A 15689-nucleotide genomic window follows, 5' to 3' on the forward strand; every position below is an offset into this window, starting at 1 on the left:
GGTGGCCCTATTCAAACAGACAAGCAGGGACAGCGAGAATCGAGCCAGGATGGCGTCTCCCACGAGGAGGGGGGCAAAGAAAGGGCGAGGAAGCGGAGGGCGGCGTTGCAAGTGGGCGGCGGCGCGCTACAATGCAAGGTAGGCGGGGCAGGAAACCGGGAGCGGATTTCGGGGTGCCTGCGCCATTGCATTCAAGGCCAGATGAATTCCAACGTCGAAACACAGGTTTTTGCCAATCGGGAAAGAATCAAGCAACTCAGGGACGAGCACAGGGATCTGGATCTCGCCATCGCGGAAATGTCAAAACACGCGAGCGCCGATCAATTCATGCTGAAACGTATGAAGAAGCGCAAGTTGCGCCTGAAGGACATGATCACGCGCCTGGAGAGTGAACAGATTCCGGATCTGAACGCCTGATTCTCCGGCGCCGGCCGGGGCGCACTCCATCAACCGGCACACGGGGGCGCTCGCCCGGCCGTTACTGCGGATCGCGTTGCCTGCCGGATCAGTTGCCGGTCATGCTGAGCAGCGCCGGCGCGAACAGCGAGATCATCAGGAAACTGACCCCGCCCACCGCGGCGGCCGCGAACAGTCCTAGCAGGAAGGGCCGCAGGCCGATGCTGCGAATCCCGGCAAAGCTGGAGTTCAGGCCGACTGCGGCCATAGCCACCAGCAGGCAGACTTCCGCCGCCCGCCGGAGCAGGGACACGACTTGCGCCCAGCTGTTCGGATCGAGAAAGCCGAACGCCTGCTCTCCGGCATCGCCTGCGGTCCGCAGCGCCGAAAAAACGGCGAATCCCACCACGAACCACGGAATCATCCTCAGGTAGTCTCCCGCAGTCCGAGCGCCGCCTGTCCCGCGTTCGGCGCCGAAAAGCACGCCCGCCAGGGGGATCATCGCGATCATGCACAGGTTACGAACGAGCTTGGTCACTGTGGCGATGTCGAGCGCCACCGGGGCGTCGTACTGGGCCTGGTACATCATTCCGGCGCCGGCCACCTGCGCGGTCTCGTGAATCGACGTGCCGAGAAAGAGGCCGGCCAGTTCAGGGCGATTCTCGAAAAAGCCGTGCGCCAATATCGGGTAGAAGAACATCGCGGCAATTCCGAACACCGTTATGCAGGCGATCGCGTAGCTGACTTCCGATTCCCTGGCACGTATCAGCGGGGCGGTTGCCACGATGGCGCTGGCGCCGCAGATGCTGGTTCCGATTGCGATCAGTCCTGCCAGACGCCGCGACAGTTCCAGTCGCCGGCCCAGATAACCCACTACCGTCATGCCGGCGGCTATCGCCAGGATCACGAAGGGCAGGGCCACCAGCGTGAACTTGCCGGCGCTCAGCAAACTCAGGCGAATTCCGAGCAGGGCGATGCCGATGCGAAGAACAGTCGTGGAACAGAACTTGAGCCCGTCGGAGGCAAGCGGCGCCAGGTTCAGCGAGTTGGAGAGGATCATGCCGAGAATGATGGCCAGCATGATCGCGCTCACCGGGCTCCTGGCCAGCCCAAACACCGAAACGCCGATCCATTCGGCCGAGTAGCCCGCCAGCACCGCAACAGCAACGGCCAGCGCCAGACCCAGCCACCACGCGCGCGATCGCAAGTTGGCAGTTACGGTGTTCAAGGCTTGCGTGCGGTTCTTCAGCCCGCGGGCGGCCCGGCCGGGCAGATTTCGGGCGCGCTGTAGTCGAGCCCGAGGAGGCGGAAATAGTTTTCGCCCAGCGCGATATTGCGGAATGCCTCGTCGCCCAAGTCGGCCAGGATATCGCTGGTAACGCGCAGCTCCTCCGAATAGACATCGAAATTCTTGTCCGCCGAAGCCAGAAAATCCGAACCGGGGAGGATTCGGGTGGAATACTCTTCGATGAACGGCAGATAGGCGGCCCGTAGTTCGGGCCGCGAAAAGACGTTGTCGTGGATGACCCGCCAGGAAATGTCCACCATCAGCGCGGGATAGCGATCGAGCAGCCGGCGCAGCACTCCAAGATGCACATCCGGGTCGATCCGGGTCAGTTCGCGCGACAGGCCCAGGTGCATCCACACGATCGGATTGTCCGGATACAGCCTGAGTACCTCCTCAATCCAGGGAAGATATTGCATGGGCTCGCCATCGTGGCCCAGGTCCGAATGGACGGCAAACGGAATGTTCCGTTCCCGCAGCCTCTTCATGAAGGGCTCCCAGGCGGCGATCGCTTCTAGCGGGACCGCCCGGTGCGCGTTCGCAAACAACGCCTGCTTCACCAGGTTTACCTCCCCCATCCAGCGGAACACGCCGGGAAACTCCTGGTCGAGCAGATCCATGCGGGCGAGCACCGTTTCGGGACGCGCAAGATCGGGAAAGGTCATGGACATGGTCAGGTGCACATTTTCCGGCCGGTTCGACACGAAGTTCGCCGCGTTCGCGAAATCGTTCTTGAGCGTGGGCAGCACCGGTTCGCCCGGACAATCGAGGTAGTACGTGCACGGCGAGCCCACCGGCAGCATCTGCCCGATACCGTATACGTTTGCGAACCGAACCCCCGATCGATCCAGAAAAGCAACCATGTCCTCAAACGAAACGGCAGGCCCGCCGAACGGCCGGAAGTGCACGTGGGTATCGACCACCGCGGTCTGCGGATGCCGGCTGCGGTCATGGCAGGGAGCATCCGGGGACCGGAAGTCATCCAGGCTCGGCTGGGCCCACGCGTGTACAGCCAGCAGCGCCGCGCCCGGCAACAGCGCCCGGAGCCTCGTAGTCAACCCGTTCAATTCCATTGCTTCACGATCTATTCGCTCAATATTGAATCGTATCCCAGGAGTGCACTCTCCTTGCGGCTTGCAGCGGGTTGGTGCGGGCTTGTGGTGCCCGGTCTTCTATAATCGGGCGACCATTCTCGTCAGAGGTAGGTCATGAGCCGGGAGGTCGGCGTTAAAGGCAACGGGCGCGATCAGGCCGCCCGCAGGACAGGCGCGAAGCCGCGCCCGGAGCAGCCGGACGCCGCTGAGGAAGAGGCACGCGCGGCGCAGGGGAACCTCGGCCTCCCGAACGCTCGGCATTCCGCCGATGCCATCAAGCGCGTATTCCAGGAGGGCGTCTATCCCTATTCCGACAAGATGCGGCGCAAGGAATACGAGCGGCACAAGGCGTCGCTGCAGGTCGAATTGCTCAAGGCCCAACGCTGGATCAAGGAATCGGGCGCAAAGGTGCTGGTCCTGTGCGAAGGACGCGACGCGGCCGGCAAGGGCGGGACGATCAAGCGCTTCATGGAGCATCTGAATCCGCGCGGCGCACGTGTCGTGGCCCTGGAGAAACCCAACGACCGGGAGCGCGGCCAATGGTACTTCCAGCGCTATATCCAGCATTTGCCGGCTGAAGGGGAGATCGTGCTGTTCGACCGTTCCTGGTACAACCGCGCCGGCGTGGAACGGGTGATGGGCTTCTGCACCCGGGCGGAATACCTCGAATTCATGCGCCAGTGTCCGAACCTGGAGCGCATGCTGGTGAACAGTGGCATTCACCTTTTCAAGTTCTACTTTTCCGTCTCCCAGGAGGAGCAGGCGCACCGGTTCGACAGCCGCCGGACCGACCCTCTGAAACAGTGGAAGATCTCGCCGATCGATCTTGCATCGCTGGACAAGTGGGAGGACTACACGGAAGCGAAGGAGGCGATGTTCTTCTACACGGATACAGCCGATGCGCCCTGGACGGTCATCAAGTCCGACGACAAGAAACGCGCCCGTATCGCCGCCCTGCAGCATTTCCTCATGAAGCTGCCGTATCCGGACAAGGACCGGGAGGTCGTTCGCGGACCCGATGCGCTGATAGCCGGACCGGCCAGGCGCGTCGTGGACGGCGAAGCCCCGATGGATTCCCCTTAGCGCGGGCTATCCGCGTTACGTGCGAAGGCGATGTGTTTTGGTCTTGTCGGGCTGAGTGCCCGCTCCGCGAACTGCGAAAGAATGGAGAGGTGAGATGATTCGCAAGATCTACGTCGATGGACCGCACGGGCAAGTGCACCTGCGCGTCGCCCAGCCCGAAGCGGGCGCCGCGGGGCGTGCGGTGCTGTGCTTTCACATGAGCCCGAATTCCGGCCTCGTTTACGAGAGCCTGCTTGAGGAACTGGGACGGGACCGAATTGCCGTGGCGCCCGACACGCCGGGTTTCGGCGCTTCGGACGCGCCGTCCGAGCCGCCGGAGATCGAGGACTACGCCGACGCCATGGAGGCGGTCGTGGAACAGTTGGGTCTGGAGGAAATCGACCTCGTGGGCTACCACACGGGCTCCAAGACGGCTGTCGAACTGGGGTTGCGGCGGCCGCAGCAGGTGCGTCACGTCGTGATGATCTCGGCGCCGCTGTTCACCAAAGAGGAGCTCGACGACCACAGAAACCTATATGCCGCCAAGCCAATCGCGGAGGACGGATCGCACCTGGTCAGGCGCTGGAAGGGATTCGTCCGTTGGCACATGCAGCACCATTCGCTTGAAAAGTCCGCGGCCATCTTCACCGAATCCCTGCGCGGCGGCGACAAGTACTGGTGGGGTCATCGCGCCGCATTCAACTATCCCCTGTGGGAAAGAATGCCGGCCCTGAAGGTCCCGCTGCTGGTCCTGAACCCCGAGGACGACCTCCGGAAACAGAGCCTGCGCGCGCCCGAATTGATCAGAAATGGCGGGATGGTGAACCTGCCCGGCTGGGGGCATGGGTTCCTGGATGCGCACACCACGATTGCCGGCGCCATGCTGCGGGAGTTCTTCGATCAGGACCGCCTGCCCCAAACGCCCGCCGAGTGCGGGTGAACAAGCGCCGCGTCGTTCTGTTTTCGCACGGCCAGGAGAGCGGCCCGTGGGGAACCAAGATCACGGCGCTGGCGCAGGACGCCCGCGACGCCGGCCTTGAAGCGGATTCGATCGACTACCGGGGAATGCCCGATCCTGCGGCACGGGCCGCGAAACTCGTTGCGCGGATGCGCGAATCAAGCGATGAGATCCTGCTGGTGGGCAGCAGCATGGGCGGTTACGTGGCCGTAGCCGCCGCACAGCAACAGCCCGCCGCCGGACTGTTCCTCATGGCGCCCGCGCTGGCCGTTCCCGGCTGGCCGAAACTGGGGGAAATCGTTTCCGCACCGGCGTTCATCGTGCACGGCTGGCAGGACGACATCGTGCCGATCGAGTGGAGCATCGACTTCGCCCGTACCAACCAGGCGCGGCTGCATCTGCTGAATGCCGGGCATTCACTGACGGAAGCCCTCGACGAAATTCGGGCCCTCTTCGGTGCCTTCCTCTCAGCCGGTAGTTGACGAAAGCAATTCCCGCGACCCTTTCACGAGCAGGGCCGTGTCGCTGCCGATCCCGAGAAATTTCGCTCCGTTTTCCGCGTGCGTACGGATCGCTTCAGGCGACCCGGCCAGCGTCCCCGGCGCCTTGCCCAGAGCCGTGATGTCGCGCAGCGCCTGGGCGACGGCCGCCTGCACCTCGGGATGACCCGGCTGGCCCAGGTACCCCATGGATGCGGAAAGGTCGGATGGTCCGATGAACACCGAATCCACGCCATCCACCGCTGCGATGGCCTTCAGGTTGTCCAGTGCGGTCACGGTTTCCGCCTGCACGATCAGGCAGATCTGCTCGTCCGCGTGGCGGGCGTAATCCTCGATTTGAGTCCAGCGCGAGGCGCGGGTAATCGAGGTGGCCAGGCCGCGGATGCCGCGCGGCGGATAGCGCACGGCGGCCGCCAGCCTCTCCGCCTGTTCCGCCGTGTCCACCATGGGTATCAGCAGGGACTGCACGCCCATGTCCAGGTAGCGCTTGATCCGGACCGGATCGTCGTCCGCCAGCCTCACGATTGCCGGCGTGCCGGTACCCTCGATGGCCTGCAATTGCGAATATGTCGAACGAAAATCGTCGGCTCCATGCTCGCCGTCGATCAGCAGCCAGTCGAAGCCGACGCACGCACACAGTTCCGCGGCCACCGGCGACGCGAGGGCCAGCCACAGGCCAAATTGCACGCCGTCCTCGCTCAGCGCACGCTTGAATTGGTTTTCCGGTAATTTCATCGTCCTGCTCTATACAAATCGGCAGCCAATCCGCCCGAGCGGGCCGAAGTCTGCCAGAAAATCGTCACCGGCGCTTGCGGCGACCGGCCGGGTGAATGACCCGCTCAGAATCACGTCGCCGCTATTCAGACTGATCCCGTGGGCCGCGAACCTGCGCGCCAGCCAGCAAACGCCGTTGGCCGGATGCCCCATGACCGCCGCCGCCAGCCCGGTTTCCTCCACTTCTCCGTTGCAGTACAGGGCGGCGCCGCACCAGGGCAGATCCAGCTCGCGCGGATCGAATCCCCGGCTGCCCAGCACGACCCCGGCTGAGGCCGCGTTGTCGGCGATGGTGTCGACCACCGTACGGGTCTTCCCGGTTTCGGGATCCACGCGGTAGCTGCGCGCGGCGATCAATTCCAGCGAAGGATAGACCGCTTCGGTAGCGTCCAGCACCTGTTCCACGGTCACCTCCGTGCCCTGCAGAGCGTCATTCAACACGAAGCAGATTTCCACTTCCACGCGGGGATCGAGAAAGCTCGCCGTTTCAATTCCGGCGCCGTCGTCGAAGAACATATCGTCCAGCAGCGTTCCATAATCCGGCTCGTCGATGTTCATGGCGCGTTGCATGGTTTTCGAGGTCAGCCCGATCTTGCGCCCGCGAATCCGGGCGCCGCGGGCGAGTTTTATCGCAACCCAGGCGTCCTGCACGGCGTGCGCGTCGACCATGTCCATCTCCGGATAATCGAAGGTAAGCGGGCGCATCTGGCGCCGTGTCCGTTCCGCCTCGTCGAAGCGTTCGGCGGCCCGTCGGGCCTGTTTCGGTGTGAGTATCGGCATGGCCTGCTAACCCGATGCCGCCTCGGTCTGCATCATCCTGTCCCGCTCGCGCAGGCCGGCGACGATTTCGGCATGGCGGGCCCGCGTCAGGCGGAAAGTGGACAGGACCGCCAGACCGGCCAGGCCAGCGACCGCACAGAATACACCGGCGTAAAGCGCAAGGTCACTCGCTACACCGGGAGTCACCTCCACGCCGGACTTCACGTCCGGGAAGCCCACCCACTCAAGAATCCAGCCCGAAACCACCTTGCCCAGGCCGCTGGCGAGCTTGTTGCCGAAGGTGATCAGGCCCAGGATCAGCGCGGTGCGCGAAACGTTGCGCACGAACCGGTACTCGTCGGTCGTTTCGGCAAACATGATCAGCGAACAGATCATCAGCAGGCCCGCGCCGAGGCCGGCCGCCAACTGAAAACCGAACAGGACCCCCGCGAGCGCGCCGCTCCCGAATTCCGGCAGCAATCCCAGCAGGGTCAGAAACAGCGGCGCGACATAGGACGTGAGCAGGATCGCATAGCCCGTCAGATAGAGATATTTCGGCTCGGTCCGCGTAACGATGAACCGCGCGCCGACGGCGGCGGCCAGCATCCCGTAGGGCACCGCCTGCTGCCAGGCCTGCATCTGCTCCGTGGTCAGCCCCCAGAGATACGGGCCGAAATGCAGGTTTAGCGAACGGAAGCAGGAGCCCATGGTCGTGGCCAGCAGCAGACCCCAGAACAGCGCCCGCGTATTGCGCACCTGGAGGATCAGCTCGCTCCAGGACCGAAGCGTCTTCATCCAGTCGAACCGGGTCCTGGAAGGCGGTGGCAGGCTGTTTTCAAAGCGCCGGATGTGCCGGTAGGTACCGGCCGATGCCACGATCATGAACACCATCAGCGCGATGGCGGCAGCGGCGCCGAACGGCGCGTAGGCGGCGGGGTTCTCCTGGCCGACCGGAAACGCTTCGGTGGAGCTGAAGAAAACGCTGAAGGCAAGGTAGAGGACCCCCAGGTAGGCGAGCAGTCCCGCCACCTGGCGATAAATGCCCATTTCGGCCCGATCGGCCGGGCGGACAGCCACCTCGGCCGTAACCGCCGCCGCCGGAGCGTCGAAGAAGGTCAACATCACGCGCGCGCCGACGGACATGACCAGCAGCCACAGGAACAGGCCCTGCTGCGAAAGGCCTGCCGGCGGGGTGAACTGCAGGAAAAAGAACAGTCCCATCGGCAGCACCGAACCGAACATCATCGTGTGCCTGCGCCCGAACCTGGCCCGCAGACGGTCGGACCAGTCACCGATGACGGGATCGGTCAGGGCGTCCACGACCAGGCTGATGAAGATGGCCAGCCCGACGAGACGTCCGTCAAGGCCCACCACGCGCTGGTAGAAGAACAGCACGAACAGTTCGAACACCACGAACACGAGGTTTCCCACTGATCCGGTGAACCCGTGCAGCGCCTTGATATGGAATGGAGCCCGTTCGTGCATCAAGCACCTCATTCGCGCCGCGCTACTATAAGGCCCCTTCGAAACAGAGGAAACGCCCATGCCCGCAACCACCCACGAACTGAACCGCCGGGACCTGCTTGGAGTGTCGGCCCTTGCGCTTGGCGGTCTGGCGGCGGCCTGCGCCCCCGGCACTCCGGGGGACGAGGACACTCCCTCTCAAGACTTGAGCGACGCCTGGGCCGCCAGTCCCGAGAGCCTGTTCCGCAATTTCGTTCGGGTGCGCGCGGATTTGAACGGTGGCGTTTCGCCCTGGTGGTGGAGCGGCGTTTACGTGGCGGTGACGCCGGACGAGAATCCGCGCGTGCTGTTTGCCGCCGAGGGCTGCGAAACCAAGCGCGTGGAACGCCTCGACGAGAACCGCTATGAAATCTGGTCGAAGGTGATGACCGTTTTCAAGGATCCCGAATCGGGCGAAATTCTCAACGGCAAGGAATACCGCAATCCGTTTACGGGCGAGATGAACCAGGTGGAACCCAACGTGATCGGCTCGCACATGATTCTGGAGCCGGACGAACAGGGACGTATTACCGAACGGCCGGCGGCCGGCGGCGATCCCGCGGCGCTGGACCTGAGCTGGGTGCGCAGCGGCGACAAGCTGCTGATGGTGGGTTCGAGGGACTATCCCGAGGAACGTCCGATACCGCTGGCCGAATACGGCACGACAGTAGTGAGTGTGCCGGCGCTGAACGACCCGGGACCCAGCCGCGTGGAGGCGGTCTTTTCTTCCGTATACCTGGCGCCATGGCAACGCTTTCTTGCGATGCCCGAACAGGCGGGCCACGCCGTCTGGCACGCAGTCGGGCGCAAAACCCACGGATTTCACGAACTGACGCCCGCCTACCTCGCCGAAGCCGAACGCTACATCCCCGACGTCCTCGCCTGGGCCGATTGACCGGGAGTGAAGGCTACGGGAGGTAGTCGAGCCAGTCGTGCGCCGGGTCGCCGCAGGCGATGAACGGCGGAACGCGGATCGAATCCTTGCCGTAACGCAGCCGCCTGCCCTGCAAATCGAATACGGCGCCGCCGGCGCATTCGAGCACGGCCTGCCCGGCGGCCGTATCCCACTCCGAAATGGGCCACATGCGCGGATACACGTCCGCGTCCCCGCGCGCGATCAGGCAGAACTTCAGCGAACTGGAGATGGCCCGCCGGTGCGTTAACCCCAGCGCGCCGATGTAAAGCTCCAGTGCCGAGCCGGCATGCGAGCGGCTGGCAAGCACGCGCAATGGATCCGCGGGCGGCCGCCGGACGGAAATCGGCGCCGGAGTATCGGAATCCGCCGTGCAGGAATGTGCGCCGCCGCCCTCATGACCGAAGAACGCGATCCCCTTGGCCGGAGCGTCCACCACCCCGAGTACCGGCGCTTCGCCGCGAATCAGCGCAATGTTCACGGTGAATTCCTCGCCGCCGCGAATGAACTCGCGGGTGCCGTCCAGCGGATCGACCAGCCAATGCCAGTCCCATCCTGAGCGCTCCCTGGCATGCTGTTCCGCGCCGGACTCCTCCGACAGTACCGGAATCCCCGGCGTCAGGCGCTCGAGACCGGCAACGATGTGATCGTGCGCGGCGTGGTCGGCTTCGGTGACCGGCGTGCGGTCCAGCTTGTAGTCCACGCCCAGTACATCCGACCGGAACAGCTTGAGGATGCGCCGGCCGGCTTCGCAAGCCAGTCCGGTGACAGGCTCGATCAGGCCGGCCAGGTCCGGCGCTGGCGTGGAATTCATGATTGGCCTAGCGGCGGCGGCCGCGGCCGCCCGTGCGCCGGGTCTTGCGGCGGTATGCCCTTGTAGGCGGCGCCTGCATGTACGGCGCCAGCATGTCCTGGTCGATCGGCATGCGCTCAATCGAGTGGCCGATAAAGGTCTCGATTTCCGGCAGCGAATAGGCGTAGTGCTCGCACGCAAAACTCACCGCGTGGCCCATCTCGCCCGCCCGCGCCGTGCGCCCGATGCGATGCACATAGTCCTCGGGGTTCTGCGGCAGGTCGTAATTGAAGACGTGGCTGACGTCGGGGACATGCAGGCCCCGGGATGCGACGTCGGTGGCGACCAGCACCGGTAGCTCGCCGTCGTGAAAGCGCTTGAGCATGCGCATGCGCTTCGTCTGCGGCACGTCGCCGGAAATCGCCTGCGCGGTGCCGGCCCAATTGTCCAGCCAGCGGGACAGGTGGTCGGCCTCCCTGCGCGTATTCACGAAGACCATGCTGCGCTCCACCTCCTTGCGCGACAGCAGCGCAGCCAGAAGCGGCGCCTTCTCCTCGCTGGACGGATAGTAAAGCCATTGCTCCACTTCATCGACCACCTTCTTGTCCGGCTCGATCCGCACGATTTCCGGGTGGTTCAGGTGTTGTGTCGCCAGCTCCAGCACCAGGTATCCCAGGGTGGCGGAAAACAGCATGCTCAGGCGCTTTTCGCGCGGCGGCAGGCGGCGCATCACGTAGCGGATATCGCGTATGAACCCGAGGTCGTACATACGGTCCGCCTCGTCGATCACGATCACTTCCACGGCATGCAGGGAAAAAACGCCTTGCCGGTAGTAATCCAGCAGCCGCCCGGGCGTGCCGATCAGCACGTCCACGCCGCGGCCCAGGCGTTCGCGCTGCGACTTGTACGCCGCCCCGCCGTACACGACCATCATGCTCAACCCCGTGGCGCCTCCGAGCAGAATCGCGTCACGCTCTATCTGTTGCGCCAGTTCGCGTGTCGGCGCCAGCACGACCGCGCGCGGGGCGGAAGTCTTGCTCCGCTTCGGCGAGGGATTTCCGAGCAGCCGGTCGAACAGCGCCAGCAGAAACGCGGCCGTCTTGCCGGTGCCGGTCTGGGCCTGTCCGGCCACGTCCCGACCGGCCATCAGCAACGGCAGGGTTTTGGCCTGTATCGGTGTCAGCGTTTCGAAGCCGGCGCGCTTTATGCCGGCGCGCAAGGCCGGCGGAAGCTCCAGCGATTCGAAATAAACGGTTTCTTCGGACAATGTGCGGACTTTTTCGACGCTGCGTATTCTAGTGCGCCTGCGGGACGGCACACTAGTGCCCAGCCCCATGCGGCGCCAACCCGGCGAGCAAGTTTTCATGTAGAATGACCGCCACGCCCGAGATCGTTCGGGGGCGCGTGGCCTTTCCAAGCCGGCGCAGCCGTTTTCGAACCATTCGCAGATTACCGACGCGGGCCGAGGATTTTTTCAGGCGAGGCGAGGGGCTTCGTCGTTATTTTTCTTCTCTACATGCCTCTTGAGGAGACCCTGATATGAGCGTTACCCAGGTAGCGGAAGACAGTTTCCAGGCCGACGTGCTGAACAGTGAATTGCCGGTACTGGTTGATTTCTGGGCGGAGTGGTGCGGTCCCTGCAAGATGATCGCGCCGGTCCTGGAACAGATTGCGGACGAATACGAAGGCCGAATGCAGGTGGTCAAACTCAACGTCGATGAGGCCCAGCAGACCGCCTTCCGCTACAACGTCCGCAGCATTCCCACGCTGATCCTGTTCAAGAACGGGCAGGTGGAAATGCAGGTTGTCGGAGCGCAGCCGCGGCAACAGATCACGAGGATGCTGGAAGAAAAACTGTGAGAAATTACGCCGGAAATCCTGGACGACAGCGCGGTCGACGGCCGCGGCCCCGCAACCCCAACGCTGCGCCGCGAGGCCGGCGCCGAGACGGGCGGCATCACGATGACGTGGGCGTCTTCACGGTCGAGGAAACGATCACCGACGAGCAACTGGAACAGCTCGGCCATGTGCTCAAGCTGGGCGAGTTCAAGAAACTGCCGGTTGCCAAGGTGCTGGAGCAGGGACGCCAACTGGGGCTGGAAAGCCTGTCCCGGGCCCGCAAGCAGGACATCATCTTCTCTGTTCTCAAGGCCCACGCCAACGAGGGCGCCTCCATCTACGTCGAAGGCGTTCTGGAAATTCTCCAGGACGGCTTCGGCTTCCTGCGTTCGGCCGACGAGTCATACCTTGCGGGGCCGGACGACATCTATGTGGCGCCGGGGCAGATCCGCCGATTCAACTTGCGTACGGGCGACACCGTGGCGGCATTGGTGCGGCCGCCGCTGGATAACGAACGCTACTTCGCGCTCCTGAAAGTCCACAAGATCAATTTCGAAGCGCCGGCAAATTCCCAGGGCAAGGTGCTCTTCGAAAACCTCACGCCGCTGTTCCCGCAGGAACGCTACACGCTGGAACAGGGAAACGGCAGCACCGAGGACCTGACTTCGCGCATCATCGATATGGCCGCTCCCGTGGGCAAGGGACAGCGCGGCCTGATCGTCTCGCCGCCCAAGGCCGGAAAGACGATGCTGCTGCAGAACATCGCGCAGTCCATCGCGGCCAACTATCCGGAAACTTTCCTCATCGTGCTGCTGATCGACGAGCGCCCCGAGGAAGTGACCGAAATGCAGCGCACCGTGCGTGGCGAAGTGGTGTCAAGCACCTTCGACGAGCCCGCCACACGGCATGTGCAGGTAGCGGAGATGGTTCTGCATAAAGCCCGCCGGCTGGCCGAGCATCGGCGCGATGTGGTGATACTGCTGGATTCGATCACGCGTCTGGCGCGCGCCTACAACACGGTCACACCTTCATCCGGCCGGGTGCTGTCCGGCGGCGTCGAAGCCACCGCCCTGCAGCGCCCCAAGCGCTTCTTCGGCGCAGCACGCAAGATTGAGGAAGGCGGCAGCCTTACCATCCTCGCCACCGCGCTGGTGGACACCGGTTCGAAGATGGACGAAGTGATTTACGAGGAGTTCAAGGGCACCGGCAACTCCGAAATTCACCTGGACCGGCGGATTTCCGAGAAGCGCGTCTTCCCCGCCATCAACATCAACCGCTCGGGTACGCGGCGCGAAGACCTGATTACGGCAGACGACGAGATTCAGAAGATCTGGGTGCTGCGCAAACTCCTGCATCCCATGGACGAACTTGCGGCCGCCGAATTCCTGATCGACAAGATGCGCGACACCAAGCGCAACAAGGCTTTCTTCGAAACGATGAAGATGGGCTGAGCGGTTCTCTCACAGCCGGCGCCGCCACCAGGGCGTTTGCGAGGATCGGGGCTTCGAAAAGGCGGCGTTGAAGGATGCGGTTCAGGAGTCCGACTGGCACGGCACTTGCGGCACTCTGGCGGCGAATCGCCGATGCGTTGCGCGACCTGGCGCCCATCATCCTCGTGATCGCTTTCTTCCAGGTCGCCGTGATCCGGCAGCCGTTCCCCGATCTGGCCGGCGTGGCGCTGGGTCTTGTGTGCGTCGTGTTGGGGCTGGCGCTTTTCGTTCAGGGGCTGGAGCTGGGGCTGTTTCCATTGGGAGAAGCGATCGCCCGCGCGTTCGCTCACAAGGGCAGCGCGGCCGCGCTCCTGGCCTTTGCCTTCTGCCTCGGTTTCGGGACAACGGTGGCGGAACCGGCCCTGATTGCAGTGGGCGACAAGGCTGCCGAGGTAGCGGCCGAGGCGGGCGCAATCGCCGGCGGCGAGGAAGCGCGCAACACCTACGCCTTTCAGCTGCGCATGGTAGTCGCCTTTTCCGTGGGCCTCGCAATCGTGCTGGGCGTGCTACGCATTCTCAAGGGCTGGCCGCTGCACTACCTGATCATCGGCGGCTATGCGCTGGTCACGCTCATGACGCTGTTCGCACCCGATGAGATTATCGGCGTGGCGTACGACTCGGGCGGCGTAACCACAAGCACGATCACGGTGCCGCTGGTCACGGCGCTTGGCGTGGGCCTGGCGTCGTCGATCAAGGGCCGTGATCCGATGCTGGACGGTTTCGGCCTGATCGCGTTCGCCAGTCTCACACCGATGATCTTCGTGCTCGCATACGGCATGGTGCTGTAATGGAATTCGTGACGATGCTGCTGCAAACCGGGCTGGGCACGCTGTTGGACGTGGCGCCCATCGTCGCCATTCTGTTTCTGTTCCAGGCGGCGGTGTTGCGGCGGCGACCGCCGAATCCGGGCCGGATCGCGCTGGGCTTCATGTTTGTTCTGCTGGGCCTCACGCTGTTTCTGGTGGGCCTGCAGGAAGCGCTTTTCCCGATCGGGGAAACCATGGCGGTGCAACTCACTTCCGCCGCGCTCGAGGGCGCGGCGTCCGCCGTGGTCCGCTGGGACGACTACCTCATCGTGTACGCGTTCGCCGCGGCAATCGGGTTCGCCACAACCGTGGCGGAACCTTCGCTGATCGCCGTCTCACTCAAGGCGGAGGAAGTTTCCGGAGGCTCCATAGCCGCCAACGGGCTGCGCGTCGCCGTGGCCGTGGGAGTGGCCGTCGGCGTGGCGCTGGGCTGCCTGCGGATCGTGACCGGCACGCCCCTGCCCTGGTACATCATCGCCGCCTACGCCGTCGTGATCGTGCAGACCTTTCGTTCCGGCCGAAACATCATCCCGCTGGCATATGACAGCGGCGGCGTCACCACATCCACCGTGACGGTACCGGTACTGGCCGCGCTTGGGCTTGGACTGGCCGCCTCGGTACCCGGTCGAAGCGCCCTGATCGACGGATTCGGCCTGATCGCGTTCGCCAGCGTTTTTCCCATCATGTCCGTGCTCGCCTACTCGATGGCCGTATCCGCCATCGCGCGCCTGCGCGGCCTAAAAACAGAATAGGAGCATCAAGCGATGTATATGAAGCTCATTGTCGCCCTGGTTCCGGACGACAAGACCGCCGCCATCATCGATGCGGCGCGCGAAGCCGGCGCAACGGGCGCGACGGTCATCACCAGTGTGCGCGGGGAAGGCCTGAAGCCCGAAAAGACTTTCCTCGGGCTTGAACTTACCGCCATGCGGGACGTTTTGCTGTTCCTGGTGGCGGAAGCACGAGCCCGGGAAATACTGGAACGGATCCGCGACGCCGGGCGCTTTGAAACCGACCCGGGCGCCGGCGTCGCGTTTCAGATCGCCATCGAGGACGCGGTCGGCATGAGCACCCAGTTGCCGGCACTGATGAAAGAGGTGGAGGAGGAAATATGAACACCGACAAACGCAATATTCGCGTAAGCGAGGTGATGATCGGCGATGTCAGGAGCATCGACGGGCTTGCCACGGTGTCCGACGCAGCCGCGCTGATGCGCAGCCACTCGATTACATCGCTGGTCGTCAATCGCCGCGACGCGGACGACGAAGCCGGGTTGATCGATATTCAGGGTATCGCCCGCGAGGTCATCGCCCGGAATCGCGCCCCGGACCGCGTTCATGTCTACGAAGTAATGACGAAACCGGTTGTGTCGCTCCCCGCCACAATGCTGGTCCGGTACGCGGTCCGTCACCTGACGAACCTGGGACTGCGCCGGGCGCTGGTGGTGGATCAGGAGCGCAACGTCATCGGAATCGTTGCACTCAGGGACATGGTCCTCGCATGGATAGCGGACTGAT

At 63.9% G+C, this 15689-nt stretch carries 18 protein-coding genes; 11 read left to right on the forward strand and 7 right to left on the reverse strand.

The genetic code is table 11. The features are described from left to right. Nucleotides 1–201 precede the first annotated feature (201 nt). On the forward strand, nt 202–417 hold the full coding sequence (locus F4Y72_06175) for a DUF465 domain-containing protein (protein MXZ27874.1): 216 nt from the start codon (nt 202–204) through the stop codon (nt 415–417). A gap of 88 nt (nt 418–505) precedes the next feature. Here F4Y72_06175 and F4Y72_06180 read toward each other — a convergent pair whose 3' ends face one another. Next, nucleotides 506–2041 carry a putative sulfate exporter family transporter gene (locus F4Y72_06180; protein ID MXZ27875.1) on the reverse strand — a complete coding sequence of 512 codons (1536 nt, stop codon included), beginning with the start codon at nt 2039–2041 and terminating at the stop codon, nt 506–508. Next, nucleotides 1642–2754 carry an amidohydrolase family protein gene (locus F4Y72_06185; GenBank protein MXZ27876.1) on the reverse strand — a complete coding sequence of 371 codons (1113 nt, stop codon included), beginning with the start codon at nt 2752–2754 and terminating at the stop codon, nt 1642–1644. Before F4Y72_06185 ends, F4Y72_06180 begins: the two co-directional genes overlap by 400 nt. Nucleotides 2755–2889: 135 nt before the next feature. Here F4Y72_06185 and ppk2 point away from each other — a divergent pair, with 135 nt between their 5' ends. The 3 genes from ppk2 (at nt 2890) to F4Y72_06200 (ending at nt 5277) form a co-directional block, all read left to right on the forward strand. Continuing rightward, nucleotides 2890–3858: a polyphosphate kinase 2 gene (gene ppk2 / locus F4Y72_06190; protein MXZ27877.1), complete on the forward strand. Its 969-nt coding sequence runs from the start codon at nt 2890–2892 to the stop codon at nt 3856–3858. A 94-nt stretch (nt 3859–3952) separates the two neighbouring features. Further along, nucleotides 3953–4777, forward strand: a complete 825-nt coding sequence (locus tag F4Y72_06195; GenBank protein ID MXZ27878.1) for an alpha/beta hydrolase — start codon at nt 3953–3955, stop codon at nt 4775–4777. Then, nucleotides 4774–5277, forward strand: a complete 504-nt coding sequence (locus F4Y72_06200; GenBank protein ID MXZ27879.1) for an alpha/beta hydrolase — start codon at nt 4774–4776, stop codon at nt 5275–5277. Before F4Y72_06195 ends, F4Y72_06200 begins: the two co-directional genes overlap by 4 nt. Here the strand turns inward: F4Y72_06200 and F4Y72_06205 are convergent. The 3 genes from F4Y72_06205 to F4Y72_06215 are packed head-to-tail and all read right to left on the reverse strand — an operon-like array spanning nt 5263 to nt 8373. Beyond that, nucleotides 5263–6030, reverse strand: coding sequence for an HpcH/HpaI aldolase/citrate lyase family protein (locus tag F4Y72_06205; protein MXZ27880.1), 768 nt, complete (start codon nt 6028–6030; stop codon nt 5263–5265). The genes F4Y72_06200 and F4Y72_06205 overlap by 15 nt on opposite strands. A gap of 9 nt (nt 6031–6039) precedes the next feature. Continuing rightward, nucleotides 6040–6843 carry a 2-oxo-hepta-3-ene-1,7-dioic acid hydratase gene (gene hpaH / locus F4Y72_06210; protein MXZ27881.1) on the reverse strand — a complete coding sequence of 268 codons (804 nt, stop codon included), beginning with the start codon at nt 6841–6843 and terminating at the stop codon, nt 6040–6042. Between the two features lie 12 nt (nt 6844–6855). Beyond that, on the reverse strand, nt 6856–8373 hold the full coding sequence (locus F4Y72_06215) for a hypothetical protein (protein MXZ27882.1): 1518 nt from the start codon (nt 8371–8373) through the stop codon (nt 6856–6858). On the opposite strand from F4Y72_06215, the gene F4Y72_06220 reads away from it, so the two are divergent. Further along, nucleotides 8372–9226 (forward strand): DUF1838 domain-containing protein, encoded by an 855-nt coding sequence (locus F4Y72_06220; protein ID MXZ27883.1) that lies wholly within the window; start codon nt 8372–8374, stop codon nt 9224–9226. The two genes, F4Y72_06215 and F4Y72_06220, sit on opposite strands and share 2 nt — an antisense overlap. A 13-nt stretch (nt 9227–9239) precedes the next feature. Here the strand turns inward: F4Y72_06220 and cysQ are convergent, their stop codons facing one another. Continuing rightward, nucleotides 9240–10058 carry a 3'(2'),5'-bisphosphate nucleotidase CysQ gene (gene cysQ, locus F4Y72_06225; GenBank protein MXZ27884.1) on the reverse strand — a complete coding sequence of 273 codons (819 nt, stop codon included), beginning with the start codon at nt 10056–10058 and terminating at the stop codon, nt 9240–9242. Between the two features lie 7 nt (nt 10059–10065). Then, nucleotides 10066–11373 carry a DEAD/DEAH box helicase gene (locus F4Y72_06230; GenBank protein MXZ27885.1) on the reverse strand — a complete coding sequence of 436 codons (1308 nt, stop codon included), beginning with the start codon at nt 11371–11373 and terminating at the stop codon, nt 10066–10068. A gap of 203 nt (nt 11374–11576) precedes the next feature. Here F4Y72_06230 and trxA point away from each other — a divergent pair, with 203 nt between their 5' ends. The 6 genes from trxA to F4Y72_06260 all read left to right on the forward strand — a co-directional run bounded on the left by trxA (nt 11577) and on the right by F4Y72_06260 (nt 15688). Next, a complete protein-coding gene (trxA, locus tag F4Y72_06235; protein MXZ27886.1) occupies nt 11577–11897 on the forward strand; it encodes a thioredoxin in 321 nt (106 codons plus the stop codon). A 149-nt stretch (nt 11898–12046) separates the two neighbouring features. Then, nucleotides 12047–13327: a transcription termination factor Rho gene (gene rho / locus F4Y72_06240; protein ID MXZ27887.1), complete on the forward strand. Its 1281-nt coding sequence runs from the start codon at nt 12047–12049 to the stop codon at nt 13325–13327. 74 nt (nt 13328–13401) lie between these two features. Further along, entirely contained in the window at nt 13402–14154 is a 753-nt protein-coding gene (locus F4Y72_06245; protein ID MXZ27888.1) for a DUF1538 domain-containing protein, read from the forward strand. Beyond that, nucleotides 14154–14924, forward strand: coding sequence for a DUF1538 domain-containing protein (locus F4Y72_06250; GenBank protein MXZ27889.1), 771 nt, complete (start codon nt 14154–14156; stop codon nt 14922–14924). Before F4Y72_06245 ends, F4Y72_06250 begins: the two co-directional genes overlap by 1 nt. Nucleotides 14925–14936: 12 nt before the next feature. Continuing rightward, nucleotides 14937–15287 carry a P-II family nitrogen regulator gene (locus F4Y72_06255; GenBank protein MXZ27890.1) on the forward strand — a complete coding sequence of 117 codons (351 nt, stop codon included), beginning with the start codon at nt 14937–14939 and terminating at the stop codon, nt 15285–15287. Then, the gene (locus F4Y72_06260) at nt 15284–15688 is read left to right on the forward strand and encodes a CBS domain-containing protein (protein MXZ27891.1); all 405 of its coding nucleotides are present in this window, start codon (nt 15284–15286) and stop codon (nt 15686–15688) included. The genes F4Y72_06255 and F4Y72_06260 overlap by 4 nt, the downstream gene beginning before the upstream one ends. Nucleotide 15689 lies beyond the last annotated feature (1 nt).

The organism is Gammaproteobacteria bacterium (genome assembly GCA_009838035.1).
GTDB lineage: Bacteria > Pseudomonadota > Gammaproteobacteria > Steroidobacterales > Foliamicaceae > Foliamicus.

Coding starts and splice junctions, on each gene's coding strand:
- F4Y72_06175 (MXZ27874.1), top strand. CDS start 202: ATGAATTCCAACGTCGAAACACAGGTTTTTGCCAATCGGGAAAGAATC.
- F4Y72_06185 (MXZ27876.1), bottom strand. CDS start 2,754: ATGGAATTGAACGGGTTGACTACGAGGCTCCGGGCGCTGTTGCCGGGC.
- ppk2 (MXZ27877.1), top strand. CDS start 2,890: ATGAGCCGGGAGGTCGGCGTTAAAGGCAACGGGCGCGATCAGGCCGCC.
- F4Y72_06195 (MXZ27878.1), top strand. CDS start 3,953: ATGATTCGCAAGATCTACGTCGATGGACCGCACGGGCAAGTGCACCTG.
- F4Y72_06205 (MXZ27880.1), bottom strand. CDS start 6,030: ATGAAATTACCGGAAAACCAATTCAAGCGTGCGCTGAGCGAGGACGGC.
- F4Y72_06220 (MXZ27883.1), top strand. CDS start 8,372: ATGCCCGCAACCACCCACGAACTGAACCGCCGGGACCTGCTTGGAGTG.
- F4Y72_06215 (MXZ27882.1), bottom strand. CDS start 8,373: ATGGGCGTTTCCTCTGTTTCGAAGGGGCCTTATAGTAGCGCGGCGCGA.
- cysQ (MXZ27884.1), bottom strand. CDS start 10,058: ATGAATTCCACGCCAGCGCCGGACCTGGCCGGCCTGATCGAGCCTGTC.
- F4Y72_06230 (MXZ27885.1), bottom strand. CDS start 11,373: ATGGGGCTGGGCACTAGTGTGCCGTCCCGCAGGCGCACTAGAATACGC.
- trxA (MXZ27886.1), top strand. CDS start 11,577: ATGAGCGTTACCCAGGTAGCGGAAGACAGTTTCCAGGCCGACGTGCTG.
- F4Y72_06245 (MXZ27888.1), top strand. CDS start 13,402: ATGCGGTTCAGGAGTCCGACTGGCACGGCACTTGCGGCACTCTGGCGG.
- F4Y72_06250 (MXZ27889.1), top strand. CDS start 14,154: ATGGAATTCGTGACGATGCTGCTGCAAACCGGGCTGGGCACGCTGTTG.
- F4Y72_06255 (MXZ27890.1), top strand. CDS start 14,937: ATGTATATGAAGCTCATTGTCGCCCTGGTTCCGGACGACAAGACCGCC.
- F4Y72_06260 (MXZ27891.1), top strand. CDS start 15,284: ATGAACACCGACAAACGCAATATTCGCGTAAGCGAGGTGATGATCGGC.